Here is a 14,479-nt window from a genome sequence, read left to right as displayed (position 1 = left end):
GCTCGCAGTCGGAGCAAAGCGGCGATTGCGAGACGGGGTGGGGGTGCGCCCTACGAGGCCCCCACCCCGCTTCGCAAAAGCCGCCTTGCGGCATTTGCTGCGCGACCCTCCCCACAAGGGGGAGGGTGAAGAAGCTCAAAACCGCTCCAGCTTCGCCCGCACCTTCCCCAGAAACGCCGCCCTCGTCCTTGGCGTCGAGGCGTCCATCAGGTAGTGCGCCAGGAAAAACGTCCGGCAGCGGCGGGCGCACAGCGCGCGCATACCGCGCAGCAAGGTCTTGCGGCCGGGCTGGCCGACGACGACGCTCCACCAGGTCGGCGCGCCGCAGGTGGTGATGACGCCGACCCTGGTGACATGTGTCATCAGCGACGTGATGCGCCCCTTGCCCAGCTTGAAGGCGACATCGGTCGCCCAGACCCGGTCGAGCCAGCCCTTCAGCATGGCCGGCAGCCCGTACCACCAGGTCGGATAGATGAACAGGATCGCCTCAGCCCAGGCGAGATGCTCGAAATGCGGTTTTAGGGCCGGATCCTCCGGCGCCCGCTCATTGTAGGCGCGTCGCTCTTCGCAGCCCATCACCGGATCGAATTTCTCCGCATAGAGGTCGAGCAGCCGCACCTCCCAGCCGCGTGCCTTCAGCACATCGACGGCGGCATCTCTGATGGCGGCGCAAAAGCTTTCGGGCACCGGATGGCAATAGACCACCAGCACGAGCATCAGAAAGTATCCATCCCGGCCGCGACCTTGGCCATGAAGGCCGCGCGGGTCTTCTCGGTCGACAGATTCATCGAATAATGCGCGAGGTAGGACACCGAGGCGCCGGGCCTGATCGTCGCGCGCAGCATCCGTTTGACCAGCCGGCGCGGCGGATCGCCCATCAGCATTGCGCGGAAGCGGCTGCCGCCATAGGTGGTGACGGCGGTCAGCTTGCGGATGTTGTGGAGCGAAGGCTGCGCCTTGCCGTCGACCAATTTGAACGACACGCCGGGCAGAAACACGCGGTCGAAAAAGCCTTTCAGGATGGCCGGAAAGCCGTAGTTCCAGACGGGATATGACAGCACCAGCGCCTCGGCCTTGAGCAGCCGCTCGACATAGGGCGCGGCCGGGTCCGCAGGGCTGCGTTGGTTATGGTAATCCAGCCTCTCCCCGCGCGTCAGCCTGGGGTCGAAATCCTCGGCATAGAGATCGCAATCGTCGACGTCATGGCCGGGGGCCGTCAGCCGCTCGACGATCGTGCGGTGCAGACCTGCATTGAAGCTGGTCTCCACCGGGTGTGCGTAGAGGACGAGGACTTTCATGGGGAAATACTTGCGAGGTCGGCGCGAGGCACCCCCCTCTGCCCTGCCGGGCATCTCCCCCTCAAGGCGGGAGATTGGCAGCCTTTGTGTCGCACCTGTCCTTTCAACGTTGAAGATAGGCGAAGGCGGGGCGAATAATCTCCCCCCTTGAGGGGGGTGAGAAGTGGTCGGCGAAGCCGATGGAGAGCGAATTGCTTGGCTTTCCAAACGACGAACGCCCGAAGCGGCAGCGAAGGGCCGGTGCCGGCAGGCCAGAGGGGGGTGTTCAAGCGCAAACCTCTCACCCCGCCCTCTGCAAACCCTTGAACAAAAAAGTCCGGCCCGAGCGATAGTCGTAATCCGGATTTTCCCAGGCGATCATCTTGCCGGGATTGAGCAGGCCTTGCGGATCGGTCTCGCGCTTGAAGGCGAGCTGGATTTCATCCGTCTGCTTCATGCCGCCCTCTTCCAGCGTGTAGCGGTGCGGGTTGAAGATCGGGCAGCCGTTCTCCTCATGCAGCCGGATGATTTCGTTGAGCCGCGCCTCGGTGGTGAATTTCACCAGCGGCAGGCCGAAGCAGGTGATGTTGCCGTCGAGGCGCACGAATTCGAGATGCGAAAAGACTTCGCCCGGAAACATCGCGTCCATCTTCTCCACCAGCGCCAGCTGGTTGGGAAACGGATAGAGCGATTGCAGATAGGTGATCGCGGGATCGACCCGCAGTGCCCTGAGCATGGTGTGGTTCCACGCCAGTTCGAAGCCCGGCGGCAGGCCCTTTTTCTCTTCGTCCGTGGCCGTCGCGGCATTGAAGATGACCTCGCCGCCGGCGCGGCGGGTGAAGGCGAGGAACGCGTCTAGCCCATGCCGGGCAACCATGACGACGCAGATGCTTTGCCCGTCCCGGAAGAACTTCTGGTGGCGCTTGAAATAGAGCTGCGGCACGGGCGCGGCGATCGGCGTGATCAGCTTGGTCAGGATGCCGTCCTGGCGTGCCAGCGCGTTGCCGTAGCGGGCTGCCGGCATGAAAGCGTCGAAGCCGACGATCACGTCGATCCATTCATAGGCTGCAGTCAGCGGCATCTCGACCTCGGTGATGATGCCGTTGGTGCCATAGGCGTGGGTGACCTTGTGCAGGTCCTCGCCGGTGAGTTCGAGCGCCTTCGGCTCCGCCTCCATAGTGACGACGCGCAGGCGCAGCACATTGCCGAAATCACGCAGACCGCCGAAATTGATCGAGCCAACGCCGCCCGAGCCGCCGGCGATGAAGCCGCCGATCGAGGCGGTGTTGTAGGTCGACGGCGACAGCCGCAGTTCCTGCCCGGAATGCGCGCGCGTCGCTCTGTCGATGTCGGCGAGGATCGCGCCCGGCCCGGTGACGACGCGGCCCGGCGCTATGGCCTTGATCTCGTTCATCTCGGCAAGGTTCAAAACCACGCCGCCCGATAGCGGCATCGCCTGACCGTAATTGCCGGTGCCGCTGCCGCGCGGCGTCACCGGAACGCCATGACGGTGGCAAGCGGCAAGCACGCGGATCAGTTCGGCCTCGTTCCTGGGCGTCACGATCAGGTCGCCAGTGACGTGGTCGAGCTGCTGCTTCAGCACCGGGCTGTACCAGTAGAAGTCGCGGCTCTTCTGCTGGACGATGGCCGGATTGTCGTCAAGCTTTATCCCGTCGAGATCGCGTTTGAGCGCCGAAACATCCATCATTCCACCATCAGTTCGTCGAGCTCGGCATAGTCGGGCAATTGCCTGTCGATCGCTCGGCCGTCGCGCACGACGATGCGATCCGATTCGGGCCGCGACAGCAATTCCGTCCAGCTCCGCCCTTTGAAGACGATGAAATCGGCGCTGCCACCGGCTGTCAGTGTCCCGACACCGTCGAGCCGCATCACCTTGGCCGGCGTCGCCGCCACCGTCTGCGGCCAGTCGCCGACCGGATGGTCGAAATGCAGGATGCGCGTCGCCATGCGGTAGACCTCCAGCATGTCGAGATCGCCATAGGCATAGAACGGATCGCGGGTGTTGTCGGAGGCGACCGCGACCGGGATGCCCCTCGCCTTCATCTCATGCAGCAGCGTCACGCCGCGCCAGCGTGGCGTGGTCTGGTCGGCACGCCGGTCCTGCAGATAGAGATTGCACATTGGCAGCGACACGACCGCCAACCGCGCCTTGGCCACCTTGTCGAGTGTATCGAGCACGTCGAGATCCGGCTGGCGCGCCAGCGAGCAGCAATGTCCCACCAGCATGTTGCCCTCAAAACCGTTCCACAGTGCCGCCTCGGCGATCTTCTTCAGCGATATCGCCGCGATGTCGTCGGTCTCGTCGGCGTGGAAATCGAGATCGAGCCCGTGCCTGTTCGCCTCGGCGAACACCTTGTCGAGAAGCTCTTCGAGATCCGGCACCATATAGGTGACGACGCCGAGCACGCCCTTGGCCGCAGCCACGCGCTTGGCCAGCCTCTCGAACCACTTTCTGTCGCGCACGCCTTCGATGCCGAGCAGGCAGGCTGCCTGCAATTCGATGCGGCCGCGCCATTTCTCCCGCATCGCCTCGAACACCGGCCAGGAGATTTCCTCCTGTGGCGGCACGCTGTCGAGATGCGTGCGGAGCGCCTTGGTGCCGTGCGCGTAGGCCGAGCGCAGCGAGAAATCCATACGCCGCGCCACGTCCTCGGCGCTCCAGCGCGCTGCACGGTCGGCGCCGGTGGCATTGAGCGCGCCCATGAAACTGCCGTCGGGATTGGGTTTGCGCGGCCAGATATGGCCCTTGTCGATGTGGGTGTGGCAGTCGACGAAGCACGGCAGCACGATGCGGCCGGCGAGATCGACGGCATCGGTCGGCGCCTTTGATTTGTAGTGCGCGGCGATGGCCGAGATCTTGCAATCGGCAACGGCAATGTCGGCCAGCGCGAAACCGTCGGTGTCGTAAGTGGTGGCAAGACCTGATGTCAGCGACCGGTGAAGGCGGACGTTGGTGAGATGGTACGAGCCAGAGGTCGGTATCAAGGACCGCCCCCCTCTGCCCTGTCGGGCATCTCCCCCTCAAGGGGGGAGATTGGCAGCTTTTCCGACAGCACCCGTCTTCCAACGTCGATAATTGGCGAAATCCCGGATGACGTCCAATCTCCCCCCTTGAGGGGGAGATGGCCGGCAGGCCAGAGGGGGGTGTTTCGCGCCAGCATCTCAATCACGTCACCCAACCCCCTACCGCTCCTGCTTCAGCGCGCTCTCGTGCCAGCGGCGCAGGATGAGATGCGACACCAGCGACAGCACCAGGAAGATCAATATGCCGGTGAGCGAGATCAGGATCAGCGCCGCGAAAAGCCTTGGCGCGTTGAGGCGGTAGCCGGCCTCGATGATGCGCGAGGCGAGCCCTGAGGATTGTCCCTGCGCGCCGGCGACGAACTCGGCCACCACGGCGCCGATGAGCGACAGGCCGCCGGCGATCTTCAGGCCTCCTAGAAAATACGGCATGGCCGCCGGCAGTCTGAGATAGCGCAATTGCTGCCAGCGCGTCGCGCCGTTGAGCTTGAACATGTCGCGCAGATTGCGGTCGACCGAATTGAGGCCGAGCGTGGTGTTGGACAGGATCGGGAAGAACGCGACGATCCAGGCGCAAAGCAAAAGCTTCACCGTCTGGTTGTCCACATAGATGTTGATGAGCGGGAAGACCGCCACGATCGGCGTTACCTGCAGCACGATGGCGAAGGGAAAGAACGACATCTCCACCCATTTCGATTGCGCAAACAGCACCGCCAGTCCGACGCCGCCGACCACTGCAAGCAGCAGACTGAGGAAGGTTATGCGCAACGTGACCAGCAGCGCGGAGAACAGGAGCCCGGCATCGCTATAGAGCGTCCACAGCACCACGGCGGGACGCGGCAGAATATATTGCGGGATCGCGTTCCACACGCAAATGCGGTCCCACAGCCAGATCGCCAGGATCATGATCGCCAAAGGCAAGACCCACCGGCCGATCCGCTCCAGCCGCTCCTGGCGTACGCGGCCCGCCTCTTCCGCGTCGAGCGTTGCGGCATTCTGGTCAATGGCCGTCATGGTGCGGTCCGGCTGATGTGTTGATGGCGTTGACCAGGATGTCCGAGGCCTGGCGGCAGAGCGCGGCATAGTCGGGCGAGGTGCGGAACACCTCGTCGCGTGGATAGGCGGCACCGATTGCCAACTCGGCATGGACGCGGCCCGGCCGCGCCGCCATGACGACGACGCGGTTTGACAGGAACACGCTTTCGAAGACGCTGTGGGTGACGAAGACGACGGTGAAGCGCTCGTCCTGCCACAGCTCCAGAAGGTCGTTGTTGAGCTTGAAGCGGGTGATCTCGTCGAGTGCGGCGAACGGCTCGTCCATCAACAGAATGCGCGGCTTCGTCACCATCGCGCGTGCGATCGAGACGCGCATCTTCATGCCGCCGGAAAGCTCGCGCGGCACGGCGTTTTCGAAACCGGTCAGGTGCACCCGCTCCAGCATCTCCATCACCACCGGCGCCGCCTTGGCGCGCGACACGCCTTTCAGCCTGAGCGGCAACCAGACATTGTCGAAGACATCGGCCCAGGGCAGCAGCGTCGGTTCCTGGAAGACGAAGCCGATATTGGCGCGGTCGATCGAACCGCCCCAGTCGAGTTGACCGGATGTCGGCGTCGACAGGCCCGCGATCAGCCTCAACGCCGTCGACTTGCCGCAGCCGGACGGCCCGAGCAGGCTGACAAAATCGGCCTCGCGGATGGCGAGATCGACGTCGCTCAATGCAGTCACGCCATTGGAAAACACCTTGCCGACATGGCGCAGCGTCAGCAGCATCGGGCCTTCACCCGATGCCGTCATGGGCGCCTGCGCCATCTTTTCCAGCTTCACGATTACTTCTTCAGCTCGATTCCGACACCTTTGTTGATGAAGGCCAGCGTATAGGCCTTCTTGATATCGATGCCCTCGGGCGTGACCTTGGCCTTGACCATCTTGTCATAAAAGCTCTTGATCCGGTCTTCGTTCATGGCGCCGATGCCGAGCTTTTCGGTGTCGCCGGAATCGGCCAGGCCGAACTTCTTCATCTGCTCGATCGAGAAGGCAATCTGCTCGTCGCTCATGTCGGGATTGTCTTTCTTGATCATCTCGTTGGCGGCCTTGTTGTCGCCGTAGAGGTAGTTGTACCAGCCCTTGGCCGAGCCATCGACGAAGCACTGGACCACCTCCGGCCGCTTGTCGATCGTGTCCTGCATCACCTCGATCGTCGTCGAATAGGTGTCCCAGCCATAGTCGGCGAGCAGGAACTGGTTGGGCACGAAGCCGCCTTCCTTCTTGACCGCAAAAGGCTCCGAGGTGACGTAACCCTGCTGGATCGACTTCTTGTTGGCCAGGAATGGAGCGGTGTTGTAGGTGTAGGGCACGCGCTTGGCGGCATCGAAACCGAGTTCGATGACCATCCACTGGAAGAAGGTCTGGACGCCCTCGTCCCCGAGAATGTACTGGTCGGCGTTTTTCAAATCCTCCCACTTGTCCAGCCCCTGCCCCGGGTGGGACATGATGACTTGAGGGTCCTTCTGGAAATCGGCGGCGACGACGCGCATCGGGATGCCCTGCTGGACGGCGTCGAAGGTCGACAGCAGATTGCCGCCCATGTAGAAATCGAGCTTGCCGGCCAGCAGCAGCGGCCGCCCGCTGACCTGCGGACCTCCCTGCGAAATCGTCACGTCGAGGCCACATGCAGCGTAGGTGCCGTCGGCGACGGCCTGGTAGTAGCCGCCATGCTCGGGCTCGGCCAGCCAGTTGGTGCCGAAGGTGACCTTCTCGTTTGCTGCCGCGCCGAACGTGCCGGCTCCAAGCAGCGCGACCGCAAGCGCTGAAATCTTCTGTTTTCCGTACATCGACACCACCCTTTGTTGGCTCCGGAGCGTCACGCGCCGGGCTCGACACCATTGATCCAAGAAGCAAGACACATGCCACCGCCCGGGCCGCCTGCTTGCGCGGCAGTCACTGCCAACACCGGACGGGTCATGCTGTGCGGGAGTGCATCGTGCCTATTTTTTGGACGCCTGTCCACAATCGCCCTTGTGCCATGCACCACATCTTGAACGTACTATCGGTCACGTCTTAGGCTGCTCTCGCAGACAGGAGATTGCCATGTTCAGATACCTCGCGCCGAAGTCGATTAAGCCGCCTTTCGCCCGCTACAGCCACGGCGTCGAGGTGCCGCCAGGCAAGCGGCTGGTTCTGTGCTCCGGCCAGGTCGCCATCACGGCGGACGACGAGATCCCCGAGGATGCCGGCGCGCAGGCCGAGCTCTGCTTTCAAAACATAGCGGCGATTCTGGCTGAAGCCGGGCTGGGGCTAGGCGACATCGCGCGCATAAACGCCTACGTCACCGACCGCGCCTTTCTGCGGCCCTATATCGACGTCCGCGACCGCTTGTTTGCCAGCCCCGCGCCCGCCTCGACGCTGATGATCGTGTCAGGCTTTGCGCGGCCGGAATTCAAGGTCGAGGTCGAGGCGATTGCTGCCGGGTGATCGACAGGCGACGTTTGGCGCGCTAGGTCTCCCTCACAGTCAAGAGGCATGACATGACCGTTGCAAACAGACGCGTGTGGTGGGGCGACTACCGGACCACCGAATACGCCGCGATCGATCCGGAGGCGACGATTGCCGTGCTGCCGGTGGCGGCGATCGAGCAGCACGGCCCGCATCTGCCTGTATCAACCGACACCTCGATCATGAACGGCATGCTGGAGACGGTCATCGCCCGCCTGCCCGGCGATCTCGACATCCGCATCCTGCCGGTCCAAACGGTCGGCAAGTCGAACGAGCATCTGCAGGCGCCGGGCACGCTCACCCTGCCGGCGGCCACCCTGGTCGATGCCTGGACCGAGCTTGGCCTGTCCGTTGCCCGCGCAGGCGTAAGGAAACTGATCGTCGTCAACTCGCATGGCGGCAATGAAGAGATCATGGGCATCGTCACGCGCGAGCTGCGCGTGCGTGAGAGGATGCTGGCGGTGAAGACCAGCTGGCAGCGCTTCGGCCGCCCCGCCGGCATGTACACCGAGCTGGAAGACCGCCATGGCATCCATGGCGGCGACGTCGAGACCTCGTTGATGCTGCATTTTCGCCCGGAGTTAGTCGACATGGCCAAGGCCGACAATTTCGCCTCCAAGGTCGCCCGCGCCGAAACCGAATTTGCGCTGCTGCGCCACACCGGAACGCACGCTTTCGCCTGGATCGCTGGGGATCTCAACCCCAACGGCGTGGTCGGCGATGCCAGCATTGCCACGGCCGAGAAAGGCCGACTGACGGCGGAGCATCAGGCCGACGGCTTCATCACCCTGTTGAAGGATGTGCGCAAGGCGAAGCTTGCCGACTGGCTGGCATAGCGGGCCGCCTTAGCCGTCGATCTTCAACACGAAAGGCGTACCCTCAAAAGCATCGGCGCCCCGCCCGATCGCCTCGATCGCTTCGATCATGCGGCCTTGTCGTGAGAGCAGAGCATCCGCGACGGCGATCAACCGTGGATTGGGTGTCGCCGAGGGCGAAAGCTTCCGCAATGTCTGCGCAAGTTCGACTTCGTCGCGCTTCGGGGCGAGCGCCGCCGCAATGATATAGGCCGAGGCGGTCGAGCGGCTGATGCCGGCATAGCAATGGACGACCATGGGTTTGACGCGGTCCCATTTCCGGGCGAAATCGAGCAGATTGCGCACATGGTCTTCGCCTGGCATGGTCATGCCGTCCTGCGCCACCGCGATGTCGTGCATGACCAGATGCAGGTGGTTTTCCCTCGCAATTGAGGCCGGCCGCGTCACCTCGGTGCCGGCAGCGAGCAGCGACAGCACGCGCTCGGCGCCGCTTTTGGCCACCGTCTCCTCAAGCTTTGCCAGCGAACAGATATGGATCATGGCGCGATCTCCTTCGACCCATCGTCGCGCCGTGCGCCCCAGTCGGCAAGCGCCGATTCAAGCCGCTGCCATTCCTCCTGACTTCCAGGCAGCCCCGCGCGGAGCACCTGGGGACGCTCGGAAAAATGCCTGAGCAATATGCCGCGCTCACCGAGCGTCGAAAACAGCCCCGGTGCATCGGCAAGCCGGAGATAGCGAAACAGCGTCGTGCCGCCGGCGACAGCAACGCCAAAGCGCGAAAGCAGCGCATCGAGCCGCGCCGCATCCTGCGCCAGCCGCCGCCGCATGTCGGCCTGCCAGCCGCTGTCGGCAAGCGCGCAGATGCCGTATTCGAGCGCTGGGCCGGCGACCGCCCAAGGGCCGAATTGCGTTTCAAGCCTTTCGACCGTCGCTGCATCGGAAAGTGCGAAGCCGAGCCGCAGGCCGGCGAGACCGAAGAACTTGCCAAACGAGCGCAGCACGACGATGCCGCCCCGCCCGACATCGCCGGCCAGGCTTTCCGCGTGCGGGCCGACATCCATGAAGGCTTCGTCGACGACCAGCAGACCGCCTATGGCGCGCAATGTCTCGGCAAGCCGAAGCAGCCTTTCCCGCGACACGACTCGCCCGTCGGGATTGTTGGGATTGACGACGATGGCAATTTCGGCTCCGGCAAGCGCCTCGAAATCGTCGACCTCCGCCACCGCATGGCCGGCAATCGCGGCGGCCCTGGCATGCTCGGCATAGGTCGGCCCGAGCACCAGCGCCTTGCCGGGGCTGACCAGCGAGGCGACGCGCGGCAGCAGGATCTGCGTGCCCGGGGCGACCGTCACATTCTCGGCCGAAGGCGCGCCATAGGCGCCGGCCGCGACCCTGGCCAGTTCACGCAGGCGCGCGGCCTCCGGCAATCGTGACAGGGCGGTGGCGGGCAGCTCGAAAAGCGGGTAGGAGTGCGGATTGATACCTGTCGAGAGATCGACGAAAGGTTGTGGCGCGTGAGGGAAGAGCGCCCTCGCCCGGCCAAGGGATCCACCGTGATCCACCACAGTAATCGCTCCATCAGAAAGCTTCATGTCGATCCTGATCGCTTTCCTGTCGCTGGCCATCGAACGCATCCTGGGTTACCCGGACTGGCTGTTCCGTGCCGTCGGCCATCCCGTCACCTGGTTCGGCAGGCTGATAGCCTTTCTCGACCTCAGGCTCAACCGCGACACTGATTCCGACGCGCTGCGTCGCCGCCGCAGCGTGCAGGCGCTGCTGGTGATCGTGCTGGTGCCGGCGGCAATCGCCTTCATCGTGCAAATCCTGCTCTGGCAGCTCTTTCCTGCCGGCATGATCATCACGGCAATCCTGGCCTCGTCGCTGCTGTCGCAAAAGAGCCTTACCGAACATGTCGAGGCGGTGGCCGATTCGCTGGATACCGGCGGGCTGGCGCTCGGCCGCATTGCGGTTGCGCGCATCGTCGGCCGCGATCCAGAGAAGCTCGACCATGCCGGCGTCAGCCGCGCCGCCATCGAAAGCCTGGCCGAGAATTTCTCCGACGGCATCGTTGCGCCCGCCTTCTGGACAGGTGTCTGCGGTCTGGCCGGCGGCGTCGCCTACAAGGCCGCCAACACCGCCGATTCGATGATCGGCCACCGCACCCCGCACCACGAGGCCTTCGGCGGCGCGGCGGCACTCTTCGACGACTGGATCAACCTGCCGGCGTCCCGGCTGACCGCGTTGCTGATCGTTGCCGCCGCCTTTCTCGTTGACGGCGCCGATCCCCGCAACGCCTGGCAAGCAGTGCGGCGCGACGCCAAAAAGCACCGCTCACCCAATGCCGGCTGGCCGGAAGCAGCAATGGCCGGCGCACTCGGCCTGGCGCTCGCCGGCCCGCGCAGCTATGGCGGCGTTGTCGTCAACGATGCCTTCATGGGCGAAGGCGGCCGCCGCGAGGCGGAAAGTCTGGACATCAGGCGGGCGCTGAAACTTTATCAGGTCGCCGACTATCTGCTGATTGGGCTGTTCGGGTTGCTGTCGGCGGTGCTTATCGCGGTAACGTTCTGAGAGCTTACCGTCGCCCTTCCTTTACCCTCCCTTGTGGGGAGGGTCGGCGCGAAGCGCCGGGGTGGGGGACTGCGACCTACGAGGACCCCCACCCCGATCCGCTTCGCGGATCGACCCTCCCCACAAGGGGGAGGGTAAAAGGTGAGGATAGCCCCTCAGAACTCGATCCCCTGCTGCGCCTTCACGCCGGCCGAAAAATGATGCTTGGTCACGCCCATCTCCGTCACCAGATCCGCCGCCTCGACCAGCGCCGGCTTGGCGTTGCGGCCGGTGACGACGACATGCAGCCCTTCGCGCCGCGCTTTCAGCGCCGCCACCACTCTGTCGAGATCGAGATAGTCGTAACGCAGCGCGATGTTCAGTTCGTCCAGCACGACGAGGCTGATCGAGGGATCGGCGATCAACTCCAGCGCCTTGGCCCAGGCGGCTTCGGCCGCCTTAATGTCGCGCTTCAGATCCTGCGTCTCCCAGGTGAAACCCTCGCCCATCGTGTGCCAGACGACGCGGTCGCCGAACGCCGCGAAGGCATCCTTCTCGCCGGTGTGCCATTTGCCCTTGATGAACTGGACGATTCCGACGCGCTTGCCATAGCCGAGCATGCGCAGCGCCAGCCCGAAGGCAGCCGTGGTCTTGCCCTTGCCGGGTCCGGTGTTGACGATCAGCAGCCCCTTCTCGACCGTCTTTTCCGCGACCTCGGCGTCCTGCACCGCCTTGCGCTTGGCCATCTTGGCGCGATGGCGCTCTTCGTCTTTTGTGTCGATATCGGTCATCTCATTTCACCTTGAGCGGCAGCCCCGCCACCATCAGAAGCACCATATCAGCTACGACCGCGATCTGCTGGTTGAGCCGGCCGGCGGCATCGCGGAACCGGCGTGCCAGCGCATTGTCGGGCACGATGCCTTGTCCGACTTCGTTGGAGACCACGAACCACGGTCCGCGCGGCCGCGAAAGCACATCGGCCAGCCGCCGGCACTCCCCCTCCAGATCATGATCGGCCAGCATATGATTGGTCAGCCACAGCGTCAGGCAGTCGACAAGCACCGGCTGGTTGTCCGGCAATGCCTCGAGCGCACCGGCAAGATCAAGCGGGGCGTCGATGGTCGCCCACCCCTCGCCACGGCGCGAGCGGTGCTGCGCGATGCGCTCGCGCATTTCGCCGTCATAGGCTAGCGCGGTGGCGATATAAGCCCATGGCGGCGGCAACGCCGTCGCCAAAGTTTCGGCATGCGCGCTCTTGCCGGAGCGCGCACCGCCGATGATGAAGGTCAAACTGCGATCAGGCAAAGCTGTCGCGCAGGCTGGTCGCGGTGCCGGCGAAGCGCGCGCGCACTATGCCGACAACTGCGCCGAGCACCAGCCAGAACACCAGATTGGTCAGCGTCACCGCCACCACGAACTGATGATGCAGGCCCTCCGGGATCGGCGTTACGAAACTGTCAGGCTGCGGCGCGCCGACAATATGCGGGGCGACGATCAGGACGACGGCGAGCACGGTCAGGGGCGCCGACGTGCGGAAGGTGATAAGGGCAAGACCGATCGCCGTTGTCATCACCGTTGCCCACCACCAGATCTGGCGCTGCATGAGATCGGCCGCCGGCATTGCCGGCAGTTCCGGCGGCAGGCCGAGGCCCGGCGCCAGCGTGAACACGGCAAAGCCGGCCAAGCCCCAGAACACGCCCTGGCGCCAGCTGCCGATGCCGCCGGCGAACTCGGAAACCGCCACCAGGACCAGCGCGAAGCCGATGCCGGTGACGATATTGGCGACGACACTGAAGGCGAAACGCTCGAAGCCGTCGGCCGGCGCCCAGCCTTCGTCCTCCGCCGGCGCGGCTGCTTCAGCCGGGGCTGCGCTGCTCACCGCATTTTCCGCCGGCGCGGCGGTGCTCATGGCATCGGTGTCCGCAGCGTTGGCGGCGGGCGCCGCGGCATGCTGATGCTCATGGCCGCCACCAGCCTTTTCGTAGACCTCCGCCTTGAGGATCAGCGGCACGGTGGCGTAGGCCTGCATGCAGGCGAGAGCGACACCCGCCACGAGCCCTGCGATCGCCGCGATGAACACGACGTTGCGAAACAGGTTCATGATGTCAGATCCTCGTCAGTGGCAGGGAAACGCCATCGAATGGCGATAGTCGTGCGCCGCATTGTGGACCGCATCGATATGCGAGAAACCGACAACGCCGACGACGAAAATGCCCAGAAACGCGCTAAGCACGAGCTGCATGAAGCGCGACTGCGAGGAGACGGATGCGCCGAGGGAGACGGAAGCGGTATTCATATCTTGTCCTTTCGCCCTCCACCCGAGGGCATCGAAGTCAGTTCCCTGTCGCCGGCAGGTCTCCTGGCTCGCGGATCAGCGCCCTTCCCCACCTTCCCGAGGAAAAAATCCTCAGTGGCTTGGAGAGGACTACCGCACACAGTTGCGGGGGCAGCCACGGCATTGGGCAACAAGTCAGCCCTCACCGCATTCCCTCTTGGTCCCTAACGGAACCGACGACATGCATGACTATAGGCTGAAACGGCCGCATCCGGCAAACCAAATTCCGCCGGCCAACAGCGCGAATGCGCCATGCGGCGTTACGGGTTCAACGCGGTGATCCGCTCGGCAACCAGCCGCTGCAGCCGCCACAGATGGCGATCGTGAATGCCGCGCTCTTCAAGGTTTTTCACCGTGTTGTAGAGATAGTCGGCGCCCGACCCCCAGTGCCCGCAGGACGTTGCCAGCCTTTCGACGACCTTGCCCTCGTCGAGCGGCCCTGAATAGGTCAGGCCGTTGCGGTTGATGACGAAGGCCAATGCCCTGAGCGGTCCGGCCTCGCTTGCAAGCTTCAGCATGCGCGGCCGGTAGCTTGTCGGCTTCAGCGTGACTTCGCGCCGGAAAAGCCGGCCCAACTGCCCGCGCCGGTTACTTTCGGTCAGCCGGAAGGCGACGCCCTTGCATTGTCCGCCACGGTCCAGCGCCATCATCAGGCCGGGGCTGTCCTTGGTGCCGCGCCAGCGCGTCATGTTCATGCAAAAGGACCGATGCCAGCCGCGCGCCAGCGCAACGCGGTCCTCGACATAATCTATTTCCGGTTTCCAGATCAGCGATCCATAGCCGAACAGCCATAGCGGTTCGCTATCCGGGAGTTCGACCTGCAATTCATCCAGCAGCGCGTCATAGTCGGCGTCATCGAGATGCATCGCGTCCGGATCCGGCCCGGGGTCCCTGATCTCGCGCCAGCAGCGCGCGACCAGCTCCGGCGTAAGCGACATCTGTCGTGCGGCCAATTTCCGAATCCCCCCAA

General features: G+C 64.2%; 17 protein-coding genes and 1 riboswitch. Of the genes, 3 read left to right on the top strand and 14 right to left on the bottom strand.

Annotated elements, in window-relative coordinates; genetic code table 11:
• Positions 1-135: 135 nt before the first annotated feature.
• From ACYG9Y_RS07930 to ACYG9Y_RS07900, 7 genes are all read right to left on the bottom strand, one after another.
• Positions 136-717: an NAD(P)H-dependent oxidoreductase gene (locus ACYG9Y_RS07930; RefSeq protein WP_023739113.1), complete on the bottom strand. Its 582-nt coding sequence runs from the start codon at positions 715-717 to the stop codon at positions 136-138.
• Positions 717-1,298: an NAD(P)H-dependent oxidoreductase gene (locus ACYG9Y_RS07925; RefSeq protein ID WP_023739114.1), complete on the bottom strand. Its 582-nt coding sequence runs from the start codon at positions 1,296-1,298 to the stop codon at positions 717-719. Before ACYG9Y_RS07925 ends, ACYG9Y_RS07930 begins: the two co-directional genes overlap by 1 nt.
• A gap of 280 nt (positions 1,299-1,578) precedes the next feature.
• Positions 1,579-2,982, bottom strand: a complete 1,404-nt coding sequence (locus ACYG9Y_RS07920; RefSeq protein WP_031253341.1) for an FAD-binding oxidoreductase — start codon at positions 2,980-2,982, stop codon at positions 1,579-1,581.
• On the bottom strand, positions 2,982-4,283 hold the full coding sequence (locus tag ACYG9Y_RS07915; RefSeq protein WP_023739116.1) for a cytosine deaminase: 1,302 nt from the start codon (positions 4,281-4,283) through the stop codon (positions 2,982-2,984). The genes ACYG9Y_RS07920 and ACYG9Y_RS07915 overlap by 1 nt, the downstream gene beginning before the upstream one ends.
• 198 nt (positions 4,284-4,481) lie before the next feature.
• A complete protein-coding gene (locus ACYG9Y_RS07910; RefSeq protein ID WP_023739117.1) occupies positions 4,482-5,333 on the bottom strand; it encodes an ABC transporter permease in 852 nt (283 codons plus the stop codon).
• Complete coding sequence (locus ACYG9Y_RS07905; protein ID WP_023739118.1) at positions 5,320-6,144, bottom strand: ABC transporter ATP-binding protein; 825 nt, start codon at positions 6,142-6,144, stop codon at positions 5,320-5,322. The genes ACYG9Y_RS07910 and ACYG9Y_RS07905 overlap by 14 nt, the downstream gene beginning before the upstream one ends.
• Before the next feature lie 2 nt (positions 6,145-6,146).
• Positions 6,147-7,151 carry an ABC transporter substrate-binding protein gene (locus tag ACYG9Y_RS07900; RefSeq protein WP_023739119.1) on the bottom strand — a complete coding sequence of 335 codons (1,005 nt, stop codon included), beginning with the start codon at positions 7,149-7,151 and terminating at the stop codon, positions 6,147-6,149.
• 256 nt (positions 7,152-7,407) lie between these two features.
• Here ACYG9Y_RS07900 and ACYG9Y_RS07895 point away from each other — a divergent pair, with 256 nt between their 5' ends.
• Positions 7,408-7,791 carry a RidA family protein gene (locus tag ACYG9Y_RS07895; RefSeq protein ID WP_023739120.1) on the top strand — a complete coding sequence of 128 codons (384 nt, stop codon included), beginning with the start codon at positions 7,408-7,410 and terminating at the stop codon, positions 7,789-7,791.
• A gap of 53 nt (positions 7,792-7,844) precedes the next feature.
• Positions 7,845-8,648 (top strand): creatininase family protein, encoded by an 804-nt coding sequence (locus tag ACYG9Y_RS07890; RefSeq protein WP_023670776.1) that lies wholly within the window; start codon positions 7,845-7,847, stop codon positions 8,646-8,648.
• 9 nt (positions 8,649-8,657) lie between these two features.
• On the opposite strand, the gene ACYG9Y_RS07885 is transcribed toward ACYG9Y_RS07890, so the two are convergent.
• Both ACYG9Y_RS07885 and cobD read right to left on the bottom strand, forming a co-directional pair.
• On the bottom strand, positions 8,658-9,167 hold the full coding sequence (locus ACYG9Y_RS07885) for a tyrosine phosphatase family protein (protein WP_023739121.1): 510 nt from the start codon (positions 9,165-9,167) through the stop codon (positions 8,658-8,660).
• Positions 9,164-10,219 (bottom strand): threonine-phosphate decarboxylase CobD, encoded by a 1,056-nt coding sequence (gene cobD, locus ACYG9Y_RS07880; RefSeq protein ID WP_023739122.1) that lies wholly within the window; start codon positions 10,217-10,219, stop codon positions 9,164-9,166. The genes ACYG9Y_RS07885 and cobD overlap by 4 nt, the downstream gene beginning before the upstream one ends.
• On the opposite strand from cobD, the gene cbiB reads away from it, so the two are divergent.
• Positions 10,218-11,195, top strand: a complete 978-nt coding sequence (gene cbiB, locus ACYG9Y_RS07875; protein ID WP_023739123.1) for an adenosylcobinamide-phosphate synthase CbiB — start codon at positions 10,218-10,220, stop codon at positions 11,193-11,195. The genes cobD and cbiB overlap by 2 nt on opposite strands.
• Before the next feature lie 155 nt (positions 11,196-11,350).
• On the opposite strand, the gene cobO is transcribed toward cbiB, so the two are convergent.
• From cobO to ACYG9Y_RS07850, 5 genes are all read right to left on the bottom strand, one after another.
• On the bottom strand, positions 11,351-11,965 hold the full coding sequence (gene cobO, locus ACYG9Y_RS07870; protein WP_023739124.1) for a cob(I)yrinic acid a,c-diamide adenosyltransferase: 615 nt from the start codon (positions 11,963-11,965) through the stop codon (positions 11,351-11,353).
• Position 11,966: 1 nt separating this feature from the next.
• Positions 11,967-12,479: a bifunctional adenosylcobinamide kinase/adenosylcobinamide-phosphate guanylyltransferase gene (cobU, locus tag ACYG9Y_RS07865; RefSeq protein WP_023739125.1), complete on the bottom strand. Its 513-nt coding sequence runs from the start codon at positions 12,477-12,479 to the stop codon at positions 11,967-11,969.
• Entirely contained in the window at positions 12,472-13,275 is an 804-nt protein-coding gene (locus ACYG9Y_RS07860; RefSeq protein ID WP_023739126.1) for a CbtA family protein, read from the bottom strand. The genes cobU and ACYG9Y_RS07860 overlap by 8 nt, the downstream gene beginning before the upstream one ends.
• Before the next feature lie 15 nt (positions 13,276-13,290).
• Complete coding sequence (locus ACYG9Y_RS07855; protein ID WP_023670784.1) at positions 13,291-13,470, bottom strand: CbtB domain-containing protein; 180 nt, start codon at positions 13,468-13,470, stop codon at positions 13,291-13,293.
• Between the two features lie 36 nt (positions 13,471-13,506).
• Positions 13,507-13,702, bottom strand: a riboswitch (cobalamin riboswitch).
• A 67-nt stretch (positions 13,703-13,769) separates the two neighbouring features.
• The gene (locus tag ACYG9Y_RS07850; RefSeq protein WP_031203234.1) at positions 13,770-14,462 is read right to left on the bottom strand and encodes a gamma-glutamylcyclotransferase; all 693 of its coding nucleotides are present in this window, start codon (positions 14,460-14,462) and stop codon (positions 13,770-13,772) included.
• Between the last annotated feature and the right edge of the window lie 17 nt (positions 14,463-14,479).

Source organism: Mesorhizobium sp. W050 (genome assembly GCF_054719535.1).
The sequence above is the reverse complement of the archived record's forward strand: the minus strand, read 5'-3'. Positions and strand labels throughout refer to the sequence as shown.

What these genes read in the sequence shown, in the direction of transcription:
- ACYG9Y_RS07930 (WP_023739113.1), bottom strand. Translation starts at nt 717, where the DNA reads ATGCTCGTGCTGGTGGTCTATTGCCATCCGGTGCCCGAAAGCTTTTGC.
- ACYG9Y_RS07925 (WP_023739114.1), bottom strand. Translation starts at nt 1,298, where the DNA reads ATGAAAGTCCTCGTCCTCTACGCACACCCGGTGGAGACCAGCTTCAAT.
- ACYG9Y_RS07920 (WP_031253341.1), bottom strand. Translation starts at nt 2,982, where the DNA reads ATGGATGTTTCGGCGCTCAAACGCGATCTCGACGGGATAAAGCTTGAC.
- ACYG9Y_RS07910 (WP_023739117.1), bottom strand. Translation starts at nt 5,333, where the DNA reads ATGACGGCCATTGACCAGAATGCCGCAACGCTCGACGCGGAAGAGGCG.
- ACYG9Y_RS07900 (WP_023739119.1), bottom strand. Translation starts at nt 7,151, where the DNA reads ATGTACGGAAAACAGAAGATTTCAGCGCTTGCGGTCGCGCTGCTTGGA.
- ACYG9Y_RS07895 (WP_023739120.1), top strand. Translation starts at nt 7,408, where the DNA reads ATGTTCAGATACCTCGCGCCGAAGTCGATTAAGCCGCCTTTCGCCCGC.
- ACYG9Y_RS07890 (WP_023670776.1), top strand. Translation starts at nt 7,845, where the DNA reads ATGACCGTTGCAAACAGACGCGTGTGGTGGGGCGACTACCGGACCACC.
- ACYG9Y_RS07885 (WP_023739121.1), bottom strand. Translation starts at nt 9,167, where the DNA reads ATGATCCATATCTGTTCGCTGGCAAAGCTTGAGGAGACGGTGGCCAAA.
- cbiB (WP_023739123.1), top strand. Translation starts at nt 10,218, where the DNA reads ATGTCGATCCTGATCGCTTTCCTGTCGCTGGCCATCGAACGCATCCTG.
- cobD (WP_023739122.1), bottom strand. Translation starts at nt 10,219, where the DNA reads ATGAAGCTTTCTGATGGAGCGATTACTGTGGTGGATCACGGTGGATCC.
- cobO (WP_023739124.1), bottom strand. Translation starts at nt 11,965, where the DNA reads ATGACCGATATCGACACAAAAGACGAAGAGCGCCATCGCGCCAAGATG.
- ACYG9Y_RS07860 (WP_023739126.1), bottom strand. Translation starts at nt 13,275, where the DNA reads ATGAACCTGTTTCGCAACGTCGTGTTCATCGCGGCGATCGCAGGGCTC.
- ACYG9Y_RS07855 (WP_023670784.1), bottom strand. Translation starts at nt 13,470, where the DNA reads ATGAATACCGCTTCCGTCTCCCTCGGCGCATCCGTCTCCTCGCAGTCG.